Origin of the sequence: Modestobacter versicolor, from assembly GCF_014195485.1 — a bacterium.
Lineage (GTDB): Bacteria > Actinomycetota > Actinomycetes > Mycobacteriales > Geodermatophilaceae > Modestobacter > Modestobacter versicolor.
Genome location: NZ_JACIBU010000001.1, coordinates 3,777,497 through 3,801,139 on the forward strand (window position 1 = coordinate 3,777,497; position 23,643 = coordinate 3,801,139).

The following is a 23,643-nucleotide window of genomic DNA, read 5'->3' on the forward strand; positions in this document are numbered from 1 at the left end:
CGAACGGTGGGGGGCAGGATCCGGATCGGTTGCTAGTCGGGGGCGTCGACCGGGGGCGGGTTGACCTGGTCGGCGTCCCAGGTGGTCCGCTGCCCGGACTCCGCGCGGGCGGCCTCGATGCCGTCGGCGGCGAGCAGCTCGGCGATGCAGCCCGCGCTGCCGCCGACGTAGCTGGTGACCAGGTCGACGTCGGTGGCCACGCACCAGGCGCGGTCGGCCGGCCACCACAGGTTCGCGCTCTGCTCGAACGGCTCGGCCGCCATGTTCGCCGCGGCCAGCTCGATCGGGCCGTTGATCAGCCAGTACTCGCAGCGGGGCAGGCTGAGCGTGGGGTGGTCGGTGATCACCGCGCCGCCCTCGGCCACGGCGAACCAGCAGACGTCGGGGGTCGTCGTCCAGCGGGTGAGCACCCGGACCAGGCGCTCGGCGACCGGTGCGGGCAGGTGGCCGCGGGCCGGCGCGCCGTGCCACAGCGGGGACTGGTCGTCGTTCTCGAAGTACTCCATCGACCCGGTGACCGAGCCCCACTGCATCAGCGGGTGGGCGGTGGCGCCGTTGGCGGCGGCGACGGAGGACCAGGGGACCTCGACGTCGTCGTCCCCGACGTAGCGGACGGCGGGGTGGAACACCCGGGCCACGGCCTCGAACGTCGAGGGGACCAGCGAGGCGACGGTGTCCGGCTTGGCGCTCTGCGCGGACTCGGCGAGCCAGATGCCGGCGGAGGTGTCCAGGGCGACGGACCGGCCGGCGAACTGCACGGTGACCACCCCCAGACAACGGACAACCCCCGGGCTGCTCCGCGGCGCTGTCCCCACCGTAGTGGGGGAGCAGCACGCGGGCCGACTGGACAATGTCGGCAGCCCGGGGGTCGGGTGACTGTCCGGTTCTCGCTCGCCGCCATCGACGGACGGGCGGGATGCCGTCGCTCAGTCGCTGCGGGTCTTCCACAGGTCGTGAACGGGCGGCCCATCTGGACGGCGGCTAGCGGACAGCCACCTCACGTGTCCTGTAAGTCATCAACTTCGGGACCACCTCCTCTCTCGTGTACCTCGACGGTACGACGCGTTCGGGGCGTCGGCAACGACGTTTTTCAGCCCTCGGCGGAGGGCCGCTGGTAGACGTCCGGGATCCCGTCGGCATCGGCGTCCCGGGCCTCCTCCTCGGCGATCAGCCGGTACCGGCGGTCGCGCAGCCGGAGCAGGACCGAGGCCAGCACCGCCGCGGTCAGCGTGCCCACCAGGACGCCGACCTTGACGTGCTCGTCGCGCAGGGAGCCCTCGCCGTAGGCCAGCGCGCCGATGAGCAGCGACACGGTGAAGCCGATGCCGGCGAGCATCGCCAGCCCGATCACGTCCGGCCAGCCCAGCGACTCGTCGAGCTGGGCGCGGGTGAACCGGGAGACCAGCCAGGTGGCCAGGCTGATGCCGATCGTCTTGCCGGCCACCAGCCCGACGACGATGCCGATCGCCACCGGGTCCGACAGCGACTCGGCCAGCCCGGAGAAGCCGCCGACGGTGACCCCGGCGGCGAAGAAGGCGAAGACCGGGACGGCGATGCCGGCCGAGAGCGGGCGGATCCGGTGCTCCAGGTGCTCGGCCAGCCCCGGCCCGGCGTCCGGGCCGCCGGCCGCCTCGCTGCGCACCACCGGCACGGTGAAGGCCAGCAGCACCCCGGCCACGGTGGCGTGCACCCCGGACTCGTGCATCAGCACCCAGGTGATCAGGGCCAGCGGGACCAGCAGCCACCAGGAGCGGATCCGCTTCTGCACCAGGAACCCGAACACCGCCAGCGGCAGCAGGGCCAGCAGCAGCGGGGTCACCGAGAGCGAGGCCGTGTAGAAGAGGGCGATCACGGTGATCGCCAGCAGGTCGTCGACGACGGCGAGGGTGAGCAGGAACGTGCGCAGCGCGGTGGGCAGGTGGGTGCTGATCACCGCGAGCACGGCGAGCGCGAAGGCGATGTCGGTGGCGGTGGGGATCGCCCAACCGCGCAGCGCACCGTCGCCGGTGCCCAGGTTGACCAGCACGAACAGCACCGCGGGGACGATCATCCCGCCGACGGCGGCGGCGACCGGCAGCACGGCCCGGCGGGGTTCGCGCAGGTCGCCGGCGACGAACTCGCGCTTGAGCTCGAGCCCGACGACGAAGAAGAAGACGGCCAGCAGCCCGTCGGCCGCCCAGGTGCCCAGCGTCAGGTCCAGGTGCAGCGCGCTGGGCCCGACCCGGGTGTCGCGCAGCGCCTCGTAGGCCGCCGACCACGGGGAGTTGGCCCAGACCAGGGCGATCGCCGCGCCGACGATCAGCAGGACGCCGCCGACGGTCTCCCGGCGCAGCAGCTCGGCGATCCGGGTGGCCTCGGGGTACGAGCCCCGGCTGAACAGGCGGGCGGGAGTGGTCACGGGGCGGCTCCGGGGTGCGGGGTCGGGTCAGGGACTGCCGACCAGACTTCCCGGCGCACCGTGGGTGACCCTACCGGGCGAGCAGCTCCTGCACCCGTCGGCTGAGGCCCGCGTCGCCGCGGTCCGCGCCGTCGAGCCGGGTCACCGGAGCAGCGCCGCGGACGCCGGAGAGCAGCCAGACGGCGTCGGCGGCGACGAGGTCGTCGACCGTGCCGGGGGTGACGGAGGTGGGCCAGCCGTCGTCCTCGGCCCGCGCGAACAGCCGCGCCTGCGTCGTCCCGGCGAGGATCCCGGTGTCCACCGGCGGGGTGTGCAGCCGGCCGCGGGCGGCCCAGACGACGGTGGACGTCGGCCCCTCCAGCAGCCGGCCCTCCAGCGAGGTGAGGACGACGTCGTCCGCGCCCAGCGCGTGCGCGTGCCGCTGGGCGGCCATGTTCACCGCGTAGGACAGCGTCTTCGCCCCGCCGAGCAGCCACGGGGCGGTGGCCCGGAAGTCGGCGGGGACGCCGAGGGACAGGGTGACCACGGCGATGCCCTCGGTCCGCTGCCGGACCGTCTCGGCCGGGACCGCCGACAGCAGCGCCAGCAGGGTGGGCGGCGTGCCGTCGCCCAGGCCGCGGGTGAGGAAGACCCGGCAGACGCCCTCCACCTCGGCCGGCCAGCCGGCGACCACGGCCCCGACCAGCGCGCGGACGGCGTCCTCACCCGGGTCGGTGATCGCGGTGATCTGCGCCGAGCGGTGCAGCCGGGCGAGGTGGGCGTCCAGGTGCGGGGTGCGCCCGCCGGTGACCAGCACCGACTCGAAGACGCCGTCGCCGCGGCCGAGGCCCTGGTCGAAGGCGGTCACCACCGGCTGGTCGGCGTCCACGACCCGGGGCCCGCCCTCGGTCCAGACCGCCACCCGCCGCGCTGTCTCCGGAGCTGTCACGACCACCACCCTGCCGTACCCGCGATCTAGGCTCGGCACCGTGTCCGGACCGGAGAACGCGCCACCGCTGGCCGCCCAGCTGCGGGCCCGCGGGCTGCGGCTGACCAGCCAGCGCCAGCGGGTGCTCGCCGCGGTGGCCGCGCTCGAGCACGGCACCCCGGAGGAGATCCACGCCCGGCTGCGCGACGAGGCGGGCCCGGACGGCGCCGCGCCGGACACCTCCACCGTCTACCGCACCCTGGAGCTGCTCGAGCGGCTCGGCCTGGTCTGGCACACCCACCTGGGCAAGGGCGCGCCCGTCTACCACGCGGCGCAGCACCCGCACCTGCACGTGGTCTGCCAGTCCTGCGGCCAGATCAGCTCGGCCGACCCGGGGCTGCTCGACGGCGCGGCGGAACGTCTGGCGGCCGATCTGGGTTTCACCGTGGACGTGGGCCACGTGGCGCTGTCCGGCACCTGTCGAGCCTGCACGGAGAAGGAGAACGCATGAGCTCCCCGCTGCTGGACCGCCCCGGTGCCGTCGCCCTGGAGGACGGCGGCGCCGTCGCCGCGCACTACGGCGAGCCGCTGCCCGAGCAGCGCCGGCTGGCCGAGGGCGCGGGGCTGGTCGACCGCAGCGACCGCGACGTGCTCGTCGTCCCCGGCGCCGACCGGCTGAGCTGGCTGCACTCGCTCACCAGCCAGCACCTCGAGCGGCTGGGCGACGCGAGCGGCTCCGAGGCGCTCGTGCTGTCGCCGCAGGGCCACGTCGAGCACCACGTCGTCCTCACCGAGCTGGCCGGCACCACCTGGGGCGACGTCGAGCCGGGCACCGGGGCCGCGCTGGTCGAGTTCCTGCAGCGGATGCGGTTCATGCTGCGCGTCGACCCTGCCCTGGTCACCGCCGACTGGGCGCTGCTGTCGCTGGTCGGCCCGCGCGCCGACGCCGTGCTCGCCGCGGCCGGCTGGCCGGTGCCCGCCGGGCCCTACGCCGTGGCGCCGCTGACCGGCGGCGGCTGGGTGCGCCGGATGCCGGCGATCGGCGACGGGACGGCGGACGTCGTCGACCTGCTCGTGCCGCGCGCCGAGCTGGCGGCCCGCGCCGACGAGCTGCTGGCCGCCGGTGCCGTGCTGGCGGGGCTGGACGCCTACGAGGCGCTGCGGGTCGAGGCCCGCCGGCCGCGCGCGGGCGTCGACTCCGACCACCGCACCATCCCCAACGAGCTGGAGTGGCTGCGCACCGCCGTGCACCTGGAGAAGGGCTGCTACCGCGGGCAGGAGACGGTCGCCCGGGTGCACAACCTCGGCCGGCCGCCGCGCCGCCTGGTGCTGCTGCACCTCGACGGGATGAGCGAGAGCGTGCCGGCGCCGGGCACCCCGGTCGTCTCCGGCACCCGGGAGGTGGGCCGGGTCGGCACCGCGGTGCGCCACCACGAGTACGGGTTCGTCGCGCTGGCCCTGGTGAAGCAGTCGGTGACGCCGGAGACGCCGCTCAAGGTGGGCGAGGCGACCGCCGCGATCGACCCCGACGACAACCCTGCCGGGCTCGACGACACCCAGGCGGCGGCCCGCGACCGCGTGCGCGCGGTCCGGTCTGCGACGATCGGCCGGTGAGCAGACCGGTCGGCGCCGAGGGCACCCTGATCACCCTCGCCCCGACCGGGGCCGAGTCGGCGAAGGCGGACGTGCCCGCGCTGCCGGTCACGGTCGACGAGGTCGTCGGCACCGCCCGGGACTGCGCGGCCCTGGGCGCCGCGGTGCTGCACCTGCACGTCCGCGGCACCGACACCCGCCCGACGCTGGACCTGCCGCGGGTCCGCGAGGTGGTCGCCGCCGTGCGCGAGGCGACCGACCTGGTCGTGCAGCTGTCGACCGGCGGTGCGGTCACCGACCCGGCCGAGGCCCGGCTGGCCGTGCTCGACGCGCAGCCCGATGCCGCGTCGCTGTCGCTGGGCACGGTCAACTTCGGCCGCGACGTGTTCTACAACCCGTGGGACCTGATCGTCGAGCTGCACACCCAGATGCAGCAGCGCGGCATCGTGCCCGAGTACGAGGTGTTCGACCTCGGGCAGCTGGCCACGCTGGCCCGGTTGCTGGACAAGCACGGCCTGCCCCACGGTGGCCACGTGCACGTCGACCTGGTGATGGGCGTGCCCGGCGGGATGCCCGGGACGACGGCCGCGCTCGCCGCCTGCCTGCCGGCGCTGCCGCCCGGGGCCACCTTCGCCGCCACCGGCGTCGGCCGCACGTCGCTGCCGGTGATGCTCGCCGCCCTCTCTGCCGGTGGCCACCTGCGGGTCGGCATGGAGGACACCCTGACCTACGCGCCCGGCGAGCCGGTGCGCGACAACGCCCAGCTGGTGGCCCGGGCGGCCGGCCTCGCCCGGATCGCCCAGCGCCCCCCGATCACCCCGTCCGACGCCCGGCAGCTGCTGGGCATCACCCCCGCGGAGGCCCTCCGATGACCGCTCCCACCCCTGCCGCCGGCGGCGCCGGCGTCGACGAGCTGCTGGACCCGTCCTTCCTGGACGGCGTCGAGGAGCTGCCGATGGCCGAGGTCCGGGCGCTGCGGCACCGGGCCGAGCAGGAGGAGGTCAACCTCTCCTACACCCGGCGGCTGCTGCAGGGCCGGTTGGACATCGTGCGCCGCGAGCTGCAGCGCCGGGCCGAGCACGACGGCCGCTCGCTGGTCGACCTGCTGCCGGAGATCCTGTCCGAGAAGGGGCGCGGGCCGGCGCACGGGCTGGGCCGGCACCAGACGGTGCAGCCGACCTCCCCGGAGCAGTTCGAGACCTGGGTGAACGGGCTGACCCCGGGCGTCGACCTGTCCGACGTCCCCGCGCTGGCCGACGACGCGCTGGAGGCCGCGGCCCGTTCGCTCGGTGCCGGGGAGCGGAGCCTGTCCGAGCGGCGCCGCGGTGTGCAGCAGGTGATGGACGCCGTCGCCGGTGAGCTGGCCCGCCGCTACCGCGACGGTCTGGCCGACGTGGCGCAGCTGCTGGCCGACGAGTCGCGGCATGGCTGACGCCCACGCGATGAGCTCGTGGCCCGAGAACCCCGTCCTGGTCGAGGTCTGGCGGGCGGGGTTCGGCGTCGACGTGCTGGAGTCGGTGCACCGGGGGGCGCTCGTCGTCCTGGACGCCGACGGCGCGCCGGTGCTCGAGGTCGGTGACGTCTCCCGGCCGGTGCTGCCGCGCTCGTCGAACAAGCCGGTGCAGGCCACCGCTCTCCTGGCGGCGGGCTGGCGACCGCGCGACGACCGCGAGCTGGCGATCGGCGCGGCCTCGCACAACGGCGAGGACGGGCACGTCGAGGTGGTCCGCTCCGTGCTGGCCGCCTCCGGGCTGACCCCCGACCAGCTGGGCTGCCCGCCGGCGTTGCCGCAGCACGAGGCGACCCGGGCGCAGTGGCTGGCGTCCGGCCGGGCGCCGGAGCGGCTGGCGATGAACTGCTCGGGCAAGCACGCCGCGATGCTCGCCGCCTGCGTGGCCGCCGGCTGGCCGACCGAGGGGTACCTGGACCCGCAGCACCCGCTGCAGCAGGCGATCGAGGCGCGGCTGGGCGAGGCCGCCGGCGCACCGGTCGCCGCGGTGGTCGTCGACGGGTGCGGCGCCCCCCAGCACGCGCTCTCGCTGACCGGGCTCGCCCGCGGCGTCCTCTCCCTCGTCCAGTCCGACCCGGGCACCCCGGGCCGGCTGGTCGCCGACGCGATGCGCGCCCACCCGTGGCTGGTGGCCGGCACCGGCCGGGAGGACACCGAGCTGATGCAGGCCGTCGACGGCCTGCTGGTCAAGGGCGGTGCGGACGGCGTGCACGTCGCCGCGCTGCCCGGCGGGGGAGCGGTGGCGCTGAAGCTCGACGACGGCGGCGACCGGGGCCGGGTGCCCGCGCTGTCCGCCGGGCTGCTCCGGCTCGGGGTGCCGGCCGGGACGCTGGAGCGCTGGCTGTCCACCCCGGTGTCCGGCGGTGAGGCCGTCGTCGGTCAGGTGCGGGCGGCCGACGTCCTCCGCTGAGGCACTGCTAGCACTCCGCTTGCAAGAGCTAGCACTCCGGGCTACCGTGGCGGTGTGCAGCGACCCACCGAGTTCGTCCGGGAGCAGGTGACCGCGGTCCGCGAGACCGTGGCCACGGCGGCAGCCTCCGCAGCCGCCGGCGCGTCGACGGGGGCGTCCACCGTGGCGTCGTCGGTGCCGGCGGTCGGCTCGCAGGTCGGTGAGTTCATCCGGCACCAGCGCAGTGCCGCCCAGGTGTCGCTGCGCGAGCTGGCCCGCGCCGCCGGCGTCAGCAACCCCTACCTCTCGCAGGTCGAGCGCGGGCTGCGCAAGCCGTCCGCGGAGATCCTGGCCCAGATCGCCCGGGGCCTGAAGATCTCGGCCGAGACGCTCTACGAGCAGGCCGGGATCCTCGACCGCCGGTCGGGCACCGCGGGCACGGTGGCCGCCATCCGCGCCGACGAGGCGATCTCCGAGCGGCACAAGGCCGTGCTCCTGGAGCTCTACGAGACCTACGCCCGCGAGCACGCCGCCCAGCAGTCCCGCGAGCAGGCGGCCGCCCCGCACCCCACCCCCACCCCCACGAAGACGGAGGAGACGGCATGAGCCGCACCGACACCCTGAAGTCCTACGGCGAGACCCTCGTCGACACCGGCCGCACCGGCCTGCTGGCCGCCATCGGCGCCGGCGACGCGGCGGTCGACGCCGCCGTGACCCGCTCCCGCGCCGTGTTCGGCACCGTGCGCACCCGCGCCGAGGCGCTGCCCGGCGAGGCCCAGGTCCAGGCCGACCTCGCCGCCAAGGAGGCCCGCACCCGGGCCGAGCAGGCCCGCGAGCGGGCGGCCCGCGCCGCCGCCGAGGCCCGTGCCCGCGCCGTCCAGGCCCGCACCCAGGCCGAGGGCGCCGCCACCCAGGCGCGCGCGGCGGTGACCACGGCCGCCTCGACCGTCCGCCCGGAGACCGTGCTCGGCACCGTCACCGGCCTCGTGGACAGCGCCCGCAACCAGGCGCTGGCCGCGATCGCCGAGCTGGCCGGCCGGGGCGAGAAGGTCGTCGGCGACCTGCGCACCCAGCCCGCGTTCCGCCGGGTCGTGGCCCGCACCGAGCGCGCCGTCGACACCGTCGAGGACGCCCTGGAGGACGTGCTCGAGGAGACCGCCGAGACCGTCGGCAAGGCCTCGGACGAGGTGACCTCGGTGGCGCAGAAGACCAAGGCGCGCACCGACAAGGCCGTCGACCGGGCGACCGAGGACGGTCGCACGGCCGCCCGCTCGGCCAAGCGCGCCGTCCGGGAGACCGCCGAGGCCCCGGCGGCGCCGAAGGCCCCCAAGGCCACGGCGAAGGTCGCGGCTCCGAAGGCGACCGCCACCAAGGCGACCGCGAAGAAGGCGACCCCGGCGACCGTCCCGGCCGCCACGGCCAGCACCCCGGTGCCGGACCCGACCGCCGTCCCGGCGAAGAGCAGCACTCCCGCCAGCTAGGCACGCACCACCGCGACGCCCCGGCACCGCTCCTGCGGTGCCGGGGCGTCGTCGTCCCACCCGTCCGGGGCAGCAGGCGCGTTCCCGCCCACCTGCCCGGCGATCGCGCCTATCCTGGACGCCATGTTCGGCTTCGACGGGATCGTCTACGCAGTGGTGCTCTACGGCACCCTCGCCCTGGCGCTGTGGGCCTTCGTCGACGCCGTGATCCGGCCCGCCGCGGGGTTCGTGGCCGCCGGCAAGCTCACCAAGCCCGGCTGGCTGGCGATCACCGGCATCGCCGCGCTGGTGCTCTACTGGCGTGGCCCGCTCGACTTCTTCGGCCTGCCCGCGGTGATCGCGGCGGTCGTCTACCTGGTCGACGTCCGGCCGGCCGTGCGCGGCCTGCGCCGGGGCAACACCAGCTGGTGACCCCTCGGGTCGGTCAGAGCCGGTCGTCGGCCGGCATGACGACCCACAGCACGATGTAGGCGATGAACTGCGGCCCGGGCAGCACGCAGGAGACGACGAAGGCCGCCCGGAGGCCGGTGCGGGACAGCCCGAGCCGACGGGCCAGGCCGGAGCAGACCCCGGCGATGACGCGGTGACGGGTGTCGCGGGTGAGCCGGTTGGACACGGGAGAGGTCATGGCTCCGAACGTAGCCGTCAGCCGAAGATCCCGGCAGGTGGCTGCGGGGAGGGCTGGGCGTCGGCGTCGGTGACCACGGCGGCCTGGCCGACGAACCGGTCCAGCTCCTCGTCGCCGACCACCCGCGAGGGCATCGGGTCGCCGGCGCAGCGGCGGGTCAGCCCGGCGATCGGCAGCTCGGCGTCGGAGGCGACCGCCACGGTGTTGCCGAACCGGCGGCCGCGCAGCGTGCCCGGCTCGGCGAGCAGGGCGACGTGGCCGAAGACCGCCCGCAGGGTGGCCGCCTCGGCCTTCACGAAGCGCAGCGGCGGACCGTCGGAGACGTTCCAGGCGGTGACGCCACCAGGCCGGAGCACCCGCGCGACGTCGCGGGCGAACTCGACGGTGGTCAGGTGGGCCGGGGTGCGGGCGCCGGCGAACACGTCGACCAGGACGACGTCCGCGCTGGCGTCGGGGTGCGCGGCCAGCCCGGCCCGGGCGTCGGCGGCCCGCACCCGGACCCGGGCGTTCCGGGGGAGGGGCAGCTCGCGGCGCACCAGGTCGGTGAGCGCCTCGTCCAGCTCGACCACCCGCTGCCGCGAGCCGGGCCGGGTCACGGCGACGTAGCGGGCCAGGGTCAGCGCGCCGCCGCCGAGGTGGACGACGTCCAGCGGCCGGCCTGGCTCGGCGGCGAGGTCGAGCACGTGCCCCATCCGGCGGACGTACTCGAACTCAAGGTGCGTGGGGTCGACCAGGTCGACGTGCGACTGCGGGACGCCGTCGAGCAGCAGCTCCCAGGAGCCGTCCCGGTCGGCGTCGGCCAGCAGCTCCGCCGTCCCGCCGGCGACCTCGGTCCGCCCCGGCAGCGCGGTCAGGTGCGCCCGGTCCCGCCGGCTCACCGGACCACCGGTGCGCTCAGCCGGGCCGGGTCGAACAGCGCGATCGGGTGCCGCGTCGCCCGCTCGGTGACCAGGTCGGCGAGCACCTCCCCGACGAGCGGGACGAACTTGAAGCCGTGCCCGGAGAAGCCCGCCGCGACCGCGACCTGCGGGTGCTCGGGGTGCACCGAGAGCACGAAGTGCTGGTCGGGGGTGGTCGTGTACATGCACGCGACGCTGCGGAGGTGCCGGCCGGCCAGCGCCGGCATCCGCCGGGCGAGGTGCGCGCGCATCTCCGCGACCTCGCCGGCGGTCACCGTCCGGTCCAGCCGGTCGGGGTCGGTCGGTCGGCCGTTGCGGAAGAAGGCGACCTTCACGCCCTCGGAGTCCGGCCCGTACGCCGGGAAGCCGTAGAGCTGCAGCTCCCCGGTGTTCTCCCAGATGAAGACGGGTTGCTCGCGGAAGGGCCCGACCGGCCCGTCGGGTGCGAACCAGAACAGCAGCTGCCGCTCCACGGTGAGGTGCGGCGCGAGGTCGGGCAGCAGCCGCGGCGCCCAGGCGCCGGCGGAGACGACCAGGGACGCCGCCCGGTGCTCGCCGGTCGCCGTCCGCACGGTGACGCCCTCACCGCCGGCGTCGGCCGCCCACCCCAGCGCGGGTTCGCCGAAGCGGAGGTCGGCGCCGGCCGCCGCCGCCCGGCGGAGGTGCTCGAGCACCGTCTGCTCCGGGCGGACGAAGCCGGCCCGGTCCTCGTGGAGGGCGACGGTGCCGTCCTCGACCGCGAAGGTGGGGAAGCGGCAGCGCAGCTCGGCGGCGTCCAGCAGCTCGTGCGGGAGGTCCCAGGCGCGGGCGCTGGCCAGGCTGCCGCGCACCGTGGCGGAGTCGGCGGGCCCCATCATCAGCCCGCCGGTGAGGGTGAGGACGCCGGGCGAGCTGGCCTGCAGGTCCTCGAACAGCTCGTAGCTGCGGCGCAGCAGCGGGACGTAGGCAGGGTCCTCGTAGTAGGCCTGACGGATGATCCGCGAGTCACCGTGGCTGGACCCGCGGTCGTGGGCGGGGGTGAACTGCTCCAGGCCCAGCACCCGCTGACCGCGGGCGGCCAGGTGTGCCGCGGCGGCGCTGCCCATGCCGCCCAGGCCGAGCACGATGACGTCGAACACCGGCCCATGCTCCCGCACCGGGGTCGGGCGGCGGTCAGACTGGTGCGACCGCCGACCAGCGGACGCTGACCTCACCGTGCCGCCACCGGCGGGCCGGCCCGACCAGCGGCCAGCCCTGGTCGGCCAGCGACTCGCAGGCGGCGGCCCAGCGCTGCCGGGGGCCGAACGTCGACAGCCCGGCCGCAGCCGCCCAGCCGGCGTCGAACGCGCTCAGGAAGGCGTGCACCGGCTGGCCCGGCACGTTGTGGTGGATCAGCGCCTTGGGCAGCCGCTCGGCCAGGTCGGAGGGGCGCTCGAGGTCGGAGACCCGGGCGGCGAGGGTGAGGGTGAGCGGACCGTCCTCGTCCAGGGCCACCCAGGTCGCGCGCCGTCCCCACTCGTCGCAGGTGCCCTCCACCACCAGCCCGCCGGGGGCCAGCGCGCCGCGCATCGTGTCCCAGGCGCGGGCGGCGGACTCCTCGTCGTACTGCCGGAGCACGTTGAACGCCCGCACCAGCACCGGCCGCAGGCCGGCCAGCTCGAAGCCGCCCAGCCGGAAGTCGACCCGGGGCGGGTCGCGCTGCTCGGCGACCGCGGCCACCCGCAGCGGGTCGATCTCCAGGCCGACGACCTCCAGCCGGTCGATCTCCGGCGCCAGCCGGTCCACCAGCTCCAGGGTGGTCACCGCCGACGCGCCGTAGCCCAGGTCGACGACGAGCGGGCGGGCGGCGTCGCGCAGCCGGGCGACCTGGGTGGCGACCAGCCAGCGGTCGACCCGGCGCAGCCGGTTGGCGTTGGTGGTGCCGCGGGTGGGCAGGCCCAGCGCGCGGGCCCGGCCGGCGGCCAGCCGCGGCGCCCGGCGGGACGGGGGCAGCGACGCACGCTGGGTGTGGTCGGCCACGGTCACCCAGGTTAGCCGCGCCGCCGTTTACCGTGGTGCCGTGCAGGAACGCCGTGACGCCCGACTGGCGGACCTGACGACCCTCGAGGTCGGCGGGCCGATCGAGCGGCTGCTCGAGGTCACCACCCGCGAGGAGCTGGTCGCCGCCGTGCGGGACGCCGACGACGCCGGCCGCCCGCTGCTGGTGCTGGGCGGTGGGTCGAACGTCGTCGCCCCGGACAGCGGCTGGCCCGGTGACGTCGTCCTGGTGCGCACCCGCGGCATCGCCCGCCGGGACGTGGGGGACACCGTCGAGCTCGAGGTCGAGGCCGGCGAGCCGTGGGACGACCTGGTCGCCTTCACCGTCGACCAGGGGCTGGCCGGCATGGAGGCGCTGTCGGGCATCCCCGGGTCGACCGGCGCGACGCCCGTGCAGAACGTCGGCGCGTACGGCCAGGAGGTGGCCGCGCTGATCACCGCCGTCCAGGTCTACGACCGGGCGGCCGGGGTGGAGCGCACCTTCCGCCCGGCCGAGCTGGGCTTCGCCTACCGGGACAGCCGGCTCAAGCAGCAGCCCGACGCCCACGTCGTCCTCGCGGTGACCTTCGCGCTGCGGGTGTCGGCGCAGTCCAGCCCGGTGAGCTACGCGGAGCTGGCCAGGGCGCTCGGCGTCGAGCTGGGGGACACCGCACCGCTGGCCGACGTGCGCGCCGCCGTGCTGGCCCTGCGCCGCGGCAAGGGGATGGTCTGGGACCCCGCCGACCCCGACTCGCGCAGCGCGGGCTCGTTCTTCACCAACCCGGTCGTCCCGGTCGAGGCCGCGGTCGAGGGCTGCCCGTCGTGGCCGGCCGGCATCGGCGCCGACGGGGCCGCGCAGGTCAAGCTGAGCGCGGCGTGGCTGGTGCAGCACGCCGGCTACGGCAAGGGCACCCGGGTGGGCCGGGTCGGCACGTCGTCGCGGCACAGCCTGGCGCTGACCACCGAGCCCGGCGCCACGGCGACCGAGCTGATGGAGTTCGCGCAGCAGGTCGTCGCGGCCGTCCACGAGCGGTTCGGGGTCACCCTGGTCCCCGAGCCCACCGCGGTGCGCCCGTGAACCCGGCCGGGTCGCTGCAGCTGGGCTCGCTCTACGACGCGCTGCGGACGCCGGCCCCGATGCCGGCCGACCCTGCCGCGATGACCGGCTGGCTGGCCCGGGTCGAGGCGGACGCCGCGCTGAGCGGGCTCATCTCCCGGGTGCTGAACTCCGGCAGCGCGACCACCGCCGAGGTGACCGACGCGCGGGCGCTGTTCGACCGGCACGGCACCGCGGCCGACCCCGCCCGCGTGACCCGCGCCTACGAGCTGCTGCACCGGCACGCCGAGCAACTCTGATGGCGGTCCGGCCGGAGACGGCGGACCTGCTGCGGCAGCTGTACCACGACCTCCGCCAGCCGAACCCCTTCCCGGAGCAGGCCTCCGAGGCCGAGCAGGACGTCTGGATCGCGCAGGCCGAAGCCGACAGCTGGCTCGCCGGGCTGCTCTCCCGGGCCACGGCCCACGGCCGGGTCACCCGGGAGGAGGTCGAGGAAGGGCGCGCCCTCTCGACGGCCGCTGGCAGCTGCCTCGGCGGGGAACGGGTCGCCGCGGCCTACGAGCTGCTGCTGCCCGAGGCTCTCTGAGCCCGCGGCGCGTCGAGAACCGCCGGATCGCTGCATCCCCGGGTGGGATGCCGCGATCCGGCGCGCCTCGGCGAACCCGCGCCGGGCTCAGGCCTCCCGGTGCACCTTGTGCTGGGCGGCCTGCGCGCGCGGCCGGACGACGAGCAGGTCGACGTTGACGTGGTGCGGCCGGGTGACCGCCCAGGCGATGCAGTCGGCGACGTCCGCGGCGACCAGCGGCTCGCGCACCCCGCGGTAGACGGCGTCCGCCTTCTCCTGCGACCGCGTGCGGTTGAGCGAGAACTCCTCGGTCCTGACCATGCCCGGCGCGATCTCCACCACCCGCACCGGCTCGGCGACCAGCTCCAGCCGCAGCGTCTCGGCCAGCGTGTGCACCCCGTGCTTGGCCGCCGTGTACGACGCCCCGCCCTCGTAGCTCACCAGCCCGGCCGTCGAGCCGACGAAGACCACGTCGCCGGCGCCCGAGGCGCGCAGCGCCGGCAGGAGCGCCTTGGTCACCCGCACCGTGCCCAGGACGTTGACGTCGTAGGTGCGCTGCCAGGAGTCCAGGTCGGCGTCGGCCACCGGGTTGGCGTCGAAGGCCCCGCCGGCGTTGTTCACCAGCACGTCGACCCGGTCCAGCCCCGCCGCGAACGCCGTCACGGACGTGGGGTCGGTCACGTCCAGCTGCACCGCCCGGCCCCCGATCCGCTCCGTCAGGGCGGTCAGCCGGTCGAGCCGGCGGGCGGCCAGGACGACGTCGAACCCCTCGGCCGCCAGCCGTTCGGCGGTCGCGGCGCCGATCCCGCTGGAGGCTCCGGTGACGACGGCGACGCGGCCCCGGCCGGCGGAGGGCGCGCTGGTGGAGGGGGGGATCACAGGGCTGGACATGTGCCCATCCTGGCGCTGTAGGACACTGGGCAGTCGACAGGGGTGTCCCGATCGGGCGCTCGACGGACCAGCCGACGCTGCCCGAGCGGGAGGAGTGACGTGCCCTCACGTCGTCATCCGCGCCAGCCGACGCCGTGGCGGGCCGCCGTCCAGCCTCCCGTGCCGGTGCTCCCGCGCCGGGTCGCCACCCTCTCGGTGCACACCAGCCCGCTCGAGCAGCCCGGCGCCGGTGACGCGGGCGGCATGAACGTCTACGTGGTCGAGGTGTCCCGCCGGCTGGCCGCCCGCGGCATCGCCGTCGACGTCTTCACCCGGGCCACCTCCTCCGAGCAGCCGCCGGTGGTCGAGATGGCGCCCGGCGTCACCGTGCGGCACGTCAGCGCCGGCCCGTTCGAGGGGCTGGGCAAGAACGAGCTGCCCGCCCAGATGTGCGCCTTCACCGCGGCCGTGCTGCGCGAGGAGGCCCAGCACGACCCGGGCCACTTCGACGTCGTCCACTCCCACTACTGGCTCTCCGGCCAGGTCGGCTGGCTGGCCCGCGACCGCTGGGGCGTGCCGCTGGTCCACTCCGCGCACACCCTGGCCAAGGTCAAGAACGCCGCGCTGGCCGAGGGCGACGACCCCGAGCCGCGCGCCCGGGTGATCGGCGAGGAGCAGGTGGTCGCCGAGGCCGACCGGCTGGTCGCCAACACCGCCGAGGAGGCCCGGCAGCTCGTCGACTTCTACGACGCCGACCCGCGCCGCACCCTGGTCATCCCGCCCGGCGTCGACCTGCAGCGGTTCCGCCCGGGCGACCGGCAGCGCGCCCGGCAGCGGGTCGGGGTGCCGGCCGACGCCGTCGTCCTGCTGTTCGTCGGCCGCATCCAGCCGCTCAAGGCACCGGACATGCTGCTGCAGGCCGCGGCGCGGATGCTCGCCGACGACCCGTCGCTGCGGGCCCGGCTGCAGGTCCTGGTCGTCGGTGCCCCCAGCGGGTCCGGGCTGGCCGAGCCGCAGCGGCTGCAGGAGCTCGCGGTCAGCCTCGGCGTCACCGACGTGGTGCGCTTCATCCCGCCGCAGGCGCCCGAGCAGCTGGCCGACCACTACCGGGCCGCCGACGTCGCCGTGGTGCCCAGCCACAACGAGTCCTTCGGGCTGGTGGCGCTGGAGGCGCAGGCCTGCGGCACCCCGGTGGTGGCCGCCGCCGTCGGCGGGCTGTGCACCGCCGTGGACGACGGGGTCTCCGGGCTGCTGGTCGCCGGCCGCGACCCGGAGGGCTACGCCTCGGCCATCCGCCGGGTGCTGGCCCGCCGCGAGCTGCTCGCCGCGGGCGCCCGCCGGCACGCCGCCGCGTTCAGCTGGGACCGCACCACCGACTCCCTGGTCGGGGCCTACGCCGCCGCGATGGCCGAGCTGCGGGACACCCGCCCGGCCATCCGGCCCGCCGAGCGGTTCCGCAGCGCCGTGGGGCTCCGCGCTCGATGAGCGAGCGCACCGTCCCCGAGCTCGACACCGTGATCGAGGGGACGCTGCGCGCCGCCGACCTGGAGTTCGAGCACCCCGGCCCGGGCCGCTGGGTCGTCACCCTGCCCGGGGAGAAGCGGCTGCGGACCCTGGTGGGGCTCACCGTCGGTGGGCACGGGTTCCGGGTGGAGGCCTTCGTGTGCCGCCAGCCCGACGAGAACCGCGAGCAGCTGTGGGCCTGGCTGCTGCAGCACAACGCCCGGATGTACGGCGTGAGCTACTCCATCGACACGGTCGGCGACATCTACCTCACCGGCCGGCTCCCGCACGCCGCGGTCACCCCGGAGGAGATCGACCGGCTGCTCGGCTCGGTGCTCACCTACGCCGACGAGCACTTCAACACGATGCTGGAGATCGGCTTCGGCAGCTCGATCCGCCGCGAGTGGGACTGGCGGGTCAAGCGGGGGGAGTCGCTGCGCAACCTCGAGGCCTTCGCCGCGTTCGCCGACCCGGCGCACCGGCCCGCGGAGTGAGCGGGCCGGCGTGAGCACCACCGAGCGCCCGGCAGCGGAGACCACCGAGCTCCCCGCGGGCTACGAGCGCCGCTGGTGGGTGCTGGCGACGATGGTCGTCTGCCTGCTCATGGTGATCATGGGCAACACGATCCTGAACGTCGCGCTGCCCACCCTGCAGCGCGAGCTGGACGCCACCCAGGGCGAGCTGCAGTGGGCGATCGACTCCTACATCCTGGTGTTCGCCGGGCTGCTGTTCAGCTGGGGCGTGGTCGGTGACCGGATCGGCCGCCGCAAGGTGCTGCTCGCCGGGCTGACCATCTTCGCCCTGGGCTCGGTGCTGGCGGCGTTCAGCGGGTCGGCGCTGGAGCTCATCGCCTGGCGGGCGCTGATGGGCGTCGGCGGCGCGGCGGTGCAGCCGGCCACGCTGGCGGTGATCACCAACGTCTTCCCGGCCGGCGAGCGCGGCCGGGCGATCGGCTTCTGGGCCGGTGCCTCGGGGCTGGCCGTGGCCGGCGGGCCGCTGGCCGGTGGTCTGGTGCTCGAGCACTTCTGGTGGGGCGCGGTCTTCCTGCTCGGCGTCCCGGTCGCGGCGGTCGGCGTGCTCGGCATCCTGCTCGTCGTCCCGGAGTCCAAGGACCCCGACCCTGGCCGGCTCGACATCCCGGGCGTGCTGCTGTCGATCGCCGCCCTGGTGGTCCTGGTGTACGGGATCATCCGCGGGGGCTCCGAGGGCTGGGGTGACACGTTGACCTGGGGTGCGCTGGCCGTGGGCGCCGGCCTGCTCGCCGTCTTCGTCTGGTGGCAGCGCCGCACGGCGCACCCCGCGCTGGACGTCTCGCTGTTCCGCAGCCCCGCGTTCTCCGCCGCCGCCGGGGCGCTGGCGCTCAACTTCTTCGCCCTGCAGGGCGCGACGTTCTACCTCGTCTACTACCTGCAGGGCGTCCGCGGGTACTCGCCGCTGCAGAGCGGGGCCGCGCTGATCCCGGTGGCGCTCGGGATCGCGCTGATGGCCCCGCGGTCCTCGAAGCTCGCCGAGCGCTTCGGCGCCAAGGCCGTGTGCGCCACCGGGTTCGCCCTCATCGCGACCTCCTTCGCCGGCATCCAGCTGCTGGAGACCGACGCCCCGGTGTGGCTGGTACTGGTCGACCTGTCGCTGCAGGGCATCGGGATGGGTTGCACGCTGGCCCCGGCCACCGAGTCGATCATGTCGGTGGTGCCCCGGGAGAAGGCCGGCGCGGGTGCTGCGGTGAACAACTCCGTCCGGCAGGTGGGTGGTGCGCTGGGCGTGGCCATCCTCGGCTCGGTGCTGGCCGGCGCCTACGCCAGCCGGCTCGGGGACGACGTCGACGTGCTCCCGGCCGCGGCGCGCGACCAGGCCAGCGAGTCGATCGTCGCGACGCTGTCCGCGGTCGAGCAGGCCGAGCGGGCCGGTGGGGACGCCGCCACCGCGGCCGCTGCGGTCGCCGACCCGGCCCGCGAGGCCTTCGTCGGGGCCATGCACCTGACCGCCGTGGGCACCGCCGCCTGCGCCGTCGTCGCCATGGTCGTCGTCCTGGTCTGGCTGCCCGGACGGCACCGCACCCGCTGACCTGCCCCCTCGTGCGGTCGGGTGTCACCCGACCGGGCGTCCCGGCGTGGCGCGGACCGCCACGCTGCGTCGATCAGTGACCCACCCCACGCCTGCTCGGGTGACCCTCGACCGGACTGTGCGGGTCCCGTTGACCACGGAGCGTGCGGACCGCCACTGTCTGGGGGAGAGCGGCGCCGGACCCACGGCGCCGACGAGGAGGAGCCCCCGTGCACGACGTCCGCCCTGTCCAGCAGCTGCCGCACCGCCCCGCCCGCCGCGACCCCTTCGCGCCCCTGCTGGGCAGCGAGCGGGCGGAGATGATGCGCCGGCACGTGCGGGAGGGCCTGGTCACCCACTCGGTGCCCACCGGTGGCGCGCCGCAGCCGGTGACCGTGTTTGACGACGGCCGCGCGCGGGTCAACCTGGGCACCAACAACTACCTGGGCCTGGCCGGTGACCCGCAGGTGGTCGAGGCCGCGATCAGCGCGCTGCGCCAGTACGGCACCACCGCCGCCGGCAGCCGCATCCTCAACGGCACCACCCGGCTGCACCTGACGCTGGAGCAGGAGCTCGCCGAGCACTACGGCACCGAGGACGCCGTCATCGTCTCCTCCGGCGTCAACGCCAACGTCGCCGTGCTGTCGACCAGCTGCGCCCCCGGCGACGTGCTGCTCGTCGACGCCCATGCCCACGCCAGCCTGCACACCGCCGCCGCGGGCAGCCGCGGCACGGTCCAGCGCTTCACCCACAACTCGACCGCCTCGCTGGAGCGTCGGCTGAGCAAGCTCGACCCCGAGGCCGGGGCGGTCGTCGTCGTGGACGGGGTCTACTCGATGAGCGGCGAGGCCGCACCGCTGGCCGCGATCGCCGGGCTCTGCGGGCGGTTCTCCGCCCGACTGGTGGTCGACGAGGCGCACGGGCTGGGCGTGCTCGGCGCGGGCGGCCGCGGCGCCGCGGAGGCCGCCGGGGTGCTCGACCGGGTCGACGCGGTGACCGTCGCCTTCAGCAAGTCGCTGGCGAGCGTGGGCGGGGCGGTGATGACCTCGCGCGCCGTCGCCGACGGCATCCGGGGCACCGCGATGCCCTACATCTTCAGCGCCTCCGGCGACCCCGCCGCGATCGCCGCCGCGCTCGCCTCGCTGCGGGTGCTGCGGCGCGAGCCGGAGCGGATGGAGCGGCTGCGCGCCAACGGCGAGCTGCTGCGCCGGGTGCTGACCGAGCACGGCGCCGCGCCGCTGCCGGGCAGGGGCGCGGTCATCGCCGTCCTCACCGGCGACGACGAGGCCACCCGGGCCGCCTGGGCCGCGGCGCACGAGGCCGGCGTCTACACCAACGCGGTCGGCTACCCGGCGGTGCCGCGGGGCAGGGGCGTGCTGCGGCTCGCGGTGATGGCCACCCACACCGAGGAGCAGCTGCGCCTGGCCGGCGAGCTGGTCGCCGCCGCCGTCCGCAGCGTGCGCACCCCGGAGGTCACCGACCTGGCCGAGGCCGTCGCCTGACGGGTGGCCGACCCGCCTGGGCACACCGGCCCGGCGCGGGTCGGGCAGGATGAGCCGCGTGAGCGACGCGACCAACTCCGGCACCCTCATCCTGCTCCGCCACGGCGAGAGCGAGTGGAACAAGGCCAACCTGTTCACCGGCTGGGTGGACGTCGAGCTGTCCGAGAAGGGCCGGGCCGAGGCCGCCCGCGGCGGGCAGCTGCTCGCCGAGCAGGACCTGCTGCCCGACGTGCTGCACACCTCGCTGCTCAAGCGGGCGATCACCACCGCCGAGCTGGCGCTGGCCGCCGCCGACCGGCAGTGGATCCCGGTGCGCCGGTCCTGGCGGCTCAACGAGCGGCACTACGGCGCGCTGCAGGGCAAGGACAAGGCGCAGACCCTGGCCGAGTACGGCGAGGAGCAGTTCATGACCTGGCGGCGCAGCTACGCCACCCCGCCGCCGCCGATCGAGGCCGGCAGCGAGTACAGCCAGGACGCCGACCCGCGCTACGCCGCGCTGCCCCCGGAGGCCCGCCCGGCCACCGAGTGCCTGGCCGACGTCGTCGTCCGGATGCTGCCCTACTGGTACGACGCGATCGTCCCGGACCTGCGGGCCGGCCGGAACGTGCTGGTCACCGCGCACGGCAACAGCCTGCGCGCGCTGGTGAAGCACCTCGACGGCATGGGCGACGACGAGGTGGTCGGGCTCAACATCCCGACCGGCGTCCCGCTGCGCTACGACCTGGACGCCGACCTGCGGCCGACCAACCCGGGTGGCCAGTACCTCGACCCCGAGGCCGCCGCCGCCGCGATCGAGGCCGTCAAGAACCAGGGCAAGAAGTAGCGGAGCCCCGGGCGCTCTGCGCCCGGGGCCCGTCGGCCCCTCTGCAGGGTCCCGTCCCGAGCGTGCGAGGGATGGGCGGCAGAGGGGTCCTTCCGCTAGCCGACGTGCGGCGACTTCTCGCCGGTGACCAGGTAGACGACGCGGCGGGCGACGCTGACGGCGTGGTCGGCGAACCGCTCGTAGTAGCGGCCCAGCAGGGTGACGTCGATGGCGGCCTCGATGCCGTGGCCCCAGGTGGGCAGCAGCAGCTCGCGGAACAGCTGCTTGTGCAGCTGGTCCATCAGGTCGTCCTCGGCCTCCAGCTCGGCGGCGGCCTCGATGTCGCGCTTGGCGATCACCGTGCCGGCCTTGGTCACCAGGCTCTCGGCCACGTGCCCGGCCTCGAGGAGGATCGGTCGCACCTCCTGCGGCACCGCGTGCTCCGGGAAGCGCATCCGGGCCACCTTGGCGATGTGCTCGGCCAGGTCGCCCATCCGCTCCAGGTCGCCGACGATGCGCATCGCGGTGGTGATCGTGCGAAGGTCGGTGGCGACCGGCTGCTGGCGCGCCAGCAGCGTGAAGCAGCGCTCCTCGATGCTCTCCCGCACCGCGTCGATGCGCTCGTCGCCGGCGATCACCAGGTCGGCGAGCGCCACGTCGGCGTCCAGCAGCGCGGTGGTGGCGGTGCTCATGGCCGATCCGACCGAGTTCGCCATCTCCACCAGGCAGGCGTTGATGTCGTCCAGTTCCTCGCGGTAGCTCTCCCGCAACACGGTTCCTCCCTCGTCACGTCGCCGGTCCGGTGGACGCCGGGCGACGCTGCACCGCGCGGGGGCGTCTCGGCTCGACGGTCACGGCACGCGGATGCCGTCGAGGGTAGAGACCGGCGGCCGGGCACCAGGGGACTGGCAGGTGAACGCCTGTGCACACCGTGGTGAACAGTACCGACCCGACCGGGTGAGGAGCACCGGAGCGGCTGGTCAGGCTGCCGGAGCCGCCTAGCATCGACCCTGTGGAACCCCTGCTCGCCCTGATGGCGGGCCTCGTGATCGGCCTGCTGCTGGCGTTGACGGTGGTCCGCGCCCGCTACCGGCCCGTCGACGAGGGCGGTTCCGGGCTCCGCGCGGCCGCCTTCGAGCCGCGCGTCGACTCCGACGCCGCGCTCAGCCGCCGGCTCGTCGACCTGATGGACCCCGCCGTCGTGCTGGTCGGTCCCGACGACGCCGTCCTGCTGGCCAACCCCTCCGCGCGGGCGCTGGGCATCCTCCGCGGCGACCGCCTGCTGGTGCCCGGCCTGCTCGAGGTGGCGCGCAACGTGCAGGTCAGCGGCTCCCGCCGGGCCGACGTCGCGCTGCCCGGCGACCTGGTCGGCACCGGCCCGCGGATGGTCGGCGTGCACGGCATCCGGCTGGGCAGTGGCCCGGTGGTCGCCCCCGGGCCGGTGGCGCTGGTGCTCACCGACGTCACCGAGGCGCGCCGGGTCGAGGCGGTCCGCCGCGACTTCGTGGCCAACGTCGGGCACGAGCTGAAGACGCCGGTCGGCGCGCTGGCGCTGCTGGCCGAGGCGGTGCAGGGCGCGGCCGACGACCCGGAGACGGTGCAGCGCTTCGCCGCGCGGATGAGCCACGAGGCCGACCGGCTCGCGCGGCTGGTGCGCGAGCTGATCGACCTGTCCCGGCTGCAGGGCGCCGAGCCGCTGCCCGAGCTGGTGCCGGTCGCCGTCGGCACGGTCGTCGCCGAGGCGGTCGACCGGACCAGGGCCGCTGCGGCCGCCAAGGACATCCAGCTGGCCGTCGCCGCGCAGCCGGGCCTCGTCGTCCGCGGGGTGGAGGCCCAGCTGGCCACCGCGCTGACCAACCTGCTCGCCAACGCGGTCGCCTACAGCCCGCCGGGGACGACGATCGCCGTCGGTGCCCGGGCGCGCTCGGGGTTCGCCGAGATCGCGGTGACCGACTCCGGCATCGGCATCCCGCGATCGGACCGGTCGCGGGTCTTCGAGCGCTTCTACCGGGTCGACCAGTCGCGGGCCAGCTCCACCGGCGGCACCGGGCTGGGGCTGGCGATCGTGAAGCACGTGGCCAGCAACCACGGCGGTGCGGTCACGGTCTGGAGCGAGGAGGGGCTGGGCTCCACGTTCACCCTCCGGATCCCGATGGCCACCGACGCCGACCAGCCGGTGGACGACGACGGCCCCGAGCGGCCGCCCGTGCCGCCGCTGCACGGCCGCCAGACACCTGACGACGACCCCGCCGGGGTCGCGCAGCCGAACGCGCCAGAGAACATGGAGAAGGGACGGTCATGACCCGAGTGCTCGTGGTGGAGGACGAGGAGTCCTTCTCCGATGCGCTGTCCTACATGCTGCGCCGGGAGGGCTACGACACCGTCGTGGCCGCCACCGGCACGGACGCGCTCGCCGAGTTCGACCGGGCCGGGGCCGACATCGTGCTGCTGGACCTCATGCTGCCCGGGCTCTCCGGCACCGAGGTCTGCCGGGCGCTGCGCACCAGGAGCTCGGTGCCGATCATCATGCTGACCGCCAAGGACACCGAGATCGACAAGGTCGTCGGGCTGGAGCTGGGCGCGGACGACTACGTCACCAAGCCCTACTCGGCCCGCGAGCTGGTGGCCCGGATGCGGGCGGTGCTGCGCCGCGGCACCGAGGCGGAGGTCTCCAGCGAGTCGGCGCTGGCCGCCGGCCCGGTGCGGCTGGACGTCGACCGGCACGTGGTCGCGGTCGACGGGCAGCCGGTCTCGCTGCCGCTCAAGGAGTTCGACCTCCTGGAGCTGCTGCTGCGCAACGCCGGCCGGGTGCTCACCCGCGGGCAGCTCATCGACCGGGTGTGGGGAGCGGACTACGTCGGGGACACCAAGACCCTCGACGTCCACGTCAAGCGGCTGCGCGCCAAGCTGGAGCCCGACCCGGCCAACCCGCGGTACCTGGTGACCGTCCGGGGGCTCGGCTACAAGTTCGAGGCCTGAGGAGGGGCCCCGCTGCCGGGCA

27 protein-coding genes are annotated in these 23,643 nt (G+C 75.6%); 18 read left to right on the plus strand and 9 right to left on the minus strand.

Annotated features, from left to right (window positions below):
- Window positions 1-32: 32 nt before the first annotated feature.
- The 3 genes from FHX36_RS18450 to FHX36_RS18460 all read right to left on the minus strand — a co-directional run bounded on the left by FHX36_RS18450 (window position 33) and on the right by FHX36_RS18460 (window position 3,326).
- Window positions 33-758 (minus strand): hypothetical protein, encoded by a 726-nt coding sequence (locus tag FHX36_RS18450; protein ID WP_146251548.1) that lies wholly within the window; start codon window positions 756-758, stop codon window positions 33-35.
- 332 nt (window positions 759-1,090) lie between these two features.
- On the minus strand, window positions 1,091-2,398 hold the full coding sequence (nhaA, locus tag FHX36_RS18455) for a Na+/H+ antiporter NhaA (protein WP_110551544.1): 1,308 nt from the start codon (window positions 2,396-2,398) through the stop codon (window positions 1,091-1,093).
- Between the two features lie 70 nt (window positions 2,399-2,468).
- Window positions 2,469-3,326: an aminotransferase class IV gene (locus FHX36_RS18460; protein WP_110551558.1), complete on the minus strand. Its 858-nt coding sequence runs from the start codon at window positions 3,324-3,326 to the stop codon at window positions 2,469-2,471.
- Between the two features lie 40 nt (window positions 3,327-3,366).
- On the opposite strand from FHX36_RS18460, the gene FHX36_RS18465 reads away from it, so the two are divergent.
- The 8 genes from FHX36_RS18465 to FHX36_RS18500 all read left to right on the plus strand — a co-directional run bounded on the left by FHX36_RS18465 (window position 3,367) and on the right by FHX36_RS18500 (window position 9,189).
- Window positions 3,367-3,816 (plus strand): Fur family transcriptional regulator, encoded by a 450-nt coding sequence (locus tag FHX36_RS18465; RefSeq protein WP_110551543.1) that lies wholly within the window; start codon window positions 3,367-3,369, stop codon window positions 3,814-3,816.
- Window positions 3,813-4,919: a CAF17-like 4Fe-4S cluster assembly/insertion protein YgfZ gene (gene ygfZ / locus FHX36_RS18470; protein WP_110551542.1), complete on the plus strand. Its 1,107-nt coding sequence runs from the start codon at window positions 3,813-3,815 to the stop codon at window positions 4,917-4,919. Before FHX36_RS18465 ends, ygfZ begins: the two co-directional genes overlap by 4 nt.
- Complete coding sequence (locus FHX36_RS18475; RefSeq protein ID WP_110551541.1) at window positions 4,916-5,770, plus strand: beta-keto acid cleavage family enzyme; 855 nt, start codon at window positions 4,916-4,918, stop codon at window positions 5,768-5,770. Before ygfZ ends, FHX36_RS18475 begins: the two co-directional genes overlap by 4 nt.
- A complete protein-coding gene (locus FHX36_RS18480) occupies window positions 5,767-6,330 on the plus strand; it encodes an RsiG family protein (RefSeq protein WP_110551540.1) in 564 nt (187 codons plus the stop codon). The genes FHX36_RS18475 and FHX36_RS18480 overlap by 4 nt, the downstream gene beginning before the upstream one ends.
- On the plus strand, window positions 6,323-7,318 hold the full coding sequence (locus tag FHX36_RS18485; protein ID WP_181428707.1) for an asparaginase: 996 nt from the start codon (window positions 6,323-6,325) through the stop codon (window positions 7,316-7,318). Before FHX36_RS18480 ends, FHX36_RS18485 begins: the two co-directional genes overlap by 8 nt.
- A gap of 54 nt (window positions 7,319-7,372) precedes the next feature.
- Window positions 7,373-7,903, plus strand: a complete 531-nt coding sequence (locus FHX36_RS18490) for a helix-turn-helix domain-containing protein (RefSeq protein WP_110551539.1) — start codon at window positions 7,373-7,375, stop codon at window positions 7,901-7,903.
- A complete protein-coding gene (locus FHX36_RS18495; protein ID WP_183513988.1) occupies window positions 7,900-8,778 on the plus strand; it encodes a hypothetical protein in 879 nt (292 codons plus the stop codon). Before FHX36_RS18490 ends, FHX36_RS18495 begins: the two co-directional genes overlap by 4 nt.
- Before the next feature lie 123 nt (window positions 8,779-8,901).
- Window positions 8,902-9,189 (plus strand): DUF2516 family protein, encoded by a 288-nt coding sequence (locus FHX36_RS18500; protein WP_110554393.1) that lies wholly within the window; start codon window positions 8,902-8,904, stop codon window positions 9,187-9,189.
- A 13-nt stretch (window positions 9,190-9,202) separates the two neighbouring features.
- On the opposite strand, the gene FHX36_RS18505 is transcribed toward FHX36_RS18500, so the two are convergent.
- Genes FHX36_RS18505 through FHX36_RS18520 form a run of 4 tightly spaced genes read right to left on the minus strand, consistent with a single transcriptional unit; the run spans window position 9,203 to window position 12,303 of the window.
- Complete coding sequence (locus FHX36_RS18505; protein ID WP_110554392.1) at window positions 9,203-9,406, minus strand: PspC domain-containing protein; 204 nt, start codon at window positions 9,404-9,406, stop codon at window positions 9,203-9,205.
- Between the two features lie 17 nt (window positions 9,407-9,423).
- On the minus strand, window positions 9,424-10,284 hold the full coding sequence (locus FHX36_RS18510) for a fused MFS/spermidine synthase (protein WP_183513990.1): 861 nt from the start codon (window positions 10,282-10,284) through the stop codon (window positions 9,424-9,426).
- Window positions 10,281-11,423, minus strand: coding sequence for an N-methyl-L-tryptophan oxidase (gene solA, locus FHX36_RS18515; protein ID WP_258372842.1), 1,143 nt, complete (start codon window positions 11,421-11,423; stop codon window positions 10,281-10,283). Before solA ends, FHX36_RS18510 begins: the two co-directional genes overlap by 4 nt.
- A gap of 34 nt (window positions 11,424-11,457) precedes the next feature.
- The gene (locus FHX36_RS18520; protein ID WP_110552938.1) at window positions 11,458-12,303 is read right to left on the minus strand and encodes a class I SAM-dependent methyltransferase; all 846 of its coding nucleotides are present in this window, start codon (window positions 12,301-12,303) and stop codon (window positions 11,458-11,460) included.
- A 40-nt stretch (window positions 12,304-12,343) separates the two neighbouring features.
- On the opposite strand from FHX36_RS18520, the gene FHX36_RS18525 reads away from it, so the two are divergent.
- Genes FHX36_RS18525 through FHX36_RS18535 form a run of 3 tightly spaced genes read left to right on the plus strand, consistent with a single transcriptional unit; the run spans window position 12,344 to window position 13,943 of the window.
- Window positions 12,344-13,378: a UDP-N-acetylmuramate dehydrogenase gene (locus tag FHX36_RS18525; protein WP_110552937.1), complete on the plus strand. Its 1,035-nt coding sequence runs from the start codon at window positions 12,344-12,346 to the stop codon at window positions 13,376-13,378.
- A complete protein-coding gene (locus tag FHX36_RS18530; protein ID WP_110552936.1) occupies window positions 13,375-13,656 on the plus strand; it encodes a hypothetical protein in 282 nt (93 codons plus the stop codon). Before FHX36_RS18525 ends, FHX36_RS18530 begins: the two co-directional genes overlap by 4 nt.
- Entirely contained in the window at window positions 13,656-13,943 is a 288-nt protein-coding gene (locus tag FHX36_RS18535; protein WP_110552935.1) for a hypothetical protein, read from the plus strand. The genes FHX36_RS18530 and FHX36_RS18535 overlap by 1 nt, the downstream gene beginning before the upstream one ends.
- An 87-nt stretch (window positions 13,944-14,030) precedes the next feature.
- Here the strand turns inward: FHX36_RS18535 and FHX36_RS18540 are convergent, their stop codons facing one another.
- Entirely contained in the window at window positions 14,031-14,813 is a 783-nt protein-coding gene (locus FHX36_RS18540; RefSeq protein ID WP_110552934.1) for an SDR family oxidoreductase, read from the minus strand.
- A 159-nt stretch (window positions 14,814-14,972) separates the two neighbouring features.
- Between FHX36_RS18540 and mshA the strand changes: the two genes are divergently transcribed.
- The 5 genes from mshA to FHX36_RS18565 all read left to right on the plus strand — a co-directional run bounded on the left by mshA (window position 14,973) and on the right by FHX36_RS18565 (window position 20,663).
- Window positions 14,973-16,277: a D-inositol-3-phosphate glycosyltransferase gene (mshA, locus tag FHX36_RS18545; protein WP_110552933.1), complete on the plus strand. Its 1,305-nt coding sequence runs from the start codon at window positions 14,973-14,975 to the stop codon at window positions 16,275-16,277.
- A complete protein-coding gene (locus FHX36_RS18550) occupies window positions 16,274-16,789 on the plus strand; it encodes a type III secretion system chaperone family protein (RefSeq protein WP_110552932.1) in 516 nt (171 codons plus the stop codon). Before mshA ends, FHX36_RS18550 begins: the two co-directional genes overlap by 4 nt.
- A gap of 10 nt (window positions 16,790-16,799) precedes the next feature.
- Window positions 16,800-18,359, plus strand: a complete 1,560-nt coding sequence (locus FHX36_RS18555) for an MFS transporter (protein ID WP_110552931.1) — start codon at window positions 16,800-16,802, stop codon at window positions 18,357-18,359.
- Window positions 18,360-18,568: 209 nt separating this feature from the next.
- Complete coding sequence (locus FHX36_RS18560) at window positions 18,569-19,840, plus strand: aminotransferase class I/II-fold pyridoxal phosphate-dependent enzyme (protein WP_183513992.1); 1,272 nt, start codon at window positions 18,569-18,571, stop codon at window positions 19,838-19,840.
- A gap of 58 nt (window positions 19,841-19,898) precedes the next feature.
- Window positions 19,899-20,663, plus strand: coding sequence for a phosphoglyceromutase (locus FHX36_RS18565; RefSeq protein WP_258372906.1), 765 nt, complete (start codon window positions 19,899-19,901; stop codon window positions 20,661-20,663).
- A 95-nt stretch (window positions 20,664-20,758) separates the two neighbouring features.
- On the opposite strand, the gene phoU is transcribed toward FHX36_RS18565, so the two are convergent.
- Window positions 20,759-21,415 carry a phosphate signaling complex protein PhoU gene (gene phoU / locus FHX36_RS18570; RefSeq protein WP_258372907.1) on the minus strand — a complete coding sequence of 219 codons (657 nt, stop codon included), beginning with the start codon at window positions 21,413-21,415 and terminating at the stop codon, window positions 20,759-20,761.
- A gap of 239 nt (window positions 21,416-21,654) precedes the next feature.
- Between phoU and FHX36_RS18575 the strand changes: the two genes are divergently transcribed.
- Entirely contained in the window at window positions 21,655-22,944 is a 1,290-nt protein-coding gene (locus tag FHX36_RS18575; RefSeq protein WP_110553259.1) for a sensor histidine kinase, read from the plus strand.
- Window positions 22,941-23,621: a response regulator transcription factor gene (locus FHX36_RS18580; protein WP_110553260.1), complete on the plus strand. Its 681-nt coding sequence runs from the start codon at window positions 22,941-22,943 to the stop codon at window positions 23,619-23,621. Before FHX36_RS18575 ends, FHX36_RS18580 begins: the two co-directional genes overlap by 4 nt.
- Window positions 23,622-23,643 lie beyond the last annotated feature (22 nt).

What these genes read in the sequence shown, in the direction of transcription:
- FHX36_RS18550 (WP_110552932.1), top strand. Translation starts at nt 16,274, where the DNA reads ATGAGCGAGCGCACCGTCCCCGAGCTCGACACCGTGATCGAGGGGACG.
- FHX36_RS18505 (WP_110554392.1), bottom strand. Translation starts at nt 9,406, where the DNA reads ATGACCTCTCCCGTGTCCAACCGGCTCACCCGCGACACCCGTCACCGC.
- FHX36_RS18580 (WP_110553260.1), top strand. Translation starts at nt 22,941, where the DNA reads ATGACCCGAGTGCTCGTGGTGGAGGACGAGGAGTCCTTCTCCGATGCG.
- FHX36_RS18480 (WP_110551540.1), top strand. Translation starts at nt 5,767, where the DNA reads ATGACCGCTCCCACCCCTGCCGCCGGCGGCGCCGGCGTCGACGAGCTG.
- FHX36_RS18540 (WP_110552934.1), bottom strand. Translation starts at nt 14,813, where the DNA reads ATGTCCAGCCCTGTGATCCCCCCCTCCACCAGCGCGCCCTCCGCCGGC.
- FHX36_RS18485 (WP_181428707.1), top strand. Translation starts at nt 6,323, where the DNA reads ATGGCTGACGCCCACGCGATGAGCTCGTGGCCCGAGAACCCCGTCCTG.
- FHX36_RS18495 (WP_183513988.1), top strand. Translation starts at nt 7,900, where the DNA reads ATGAGCCGCACCGACACCCTGAAGTCCTACGGCGAGACCCTCGTCGAC.
- FHX36_RS18500 (WP_110554393.1), top strand. Translation starts at nt 8,902, where the DNA reads ATGTTCGGCTTCGACGGGATCGTCTACGCAGTGGTGCTCTACGGCACC.
- FHX36_RS18535 (WP_110552935.1), top strand. Translation starts at nt 13,656, where the DNA reads ATGGCGGTCCGGCCGGAGACGGCGGACCTGCTGCGGCAGCTGTACCAC.
- ygfZ (WP_110551542.1), top strand. Translation starts at nt 3,813, where the DNA reads ATGAGCTCCCCGCTGCTGGACCGCCCCGGTGCCGTCGCCCTGGAGGAC.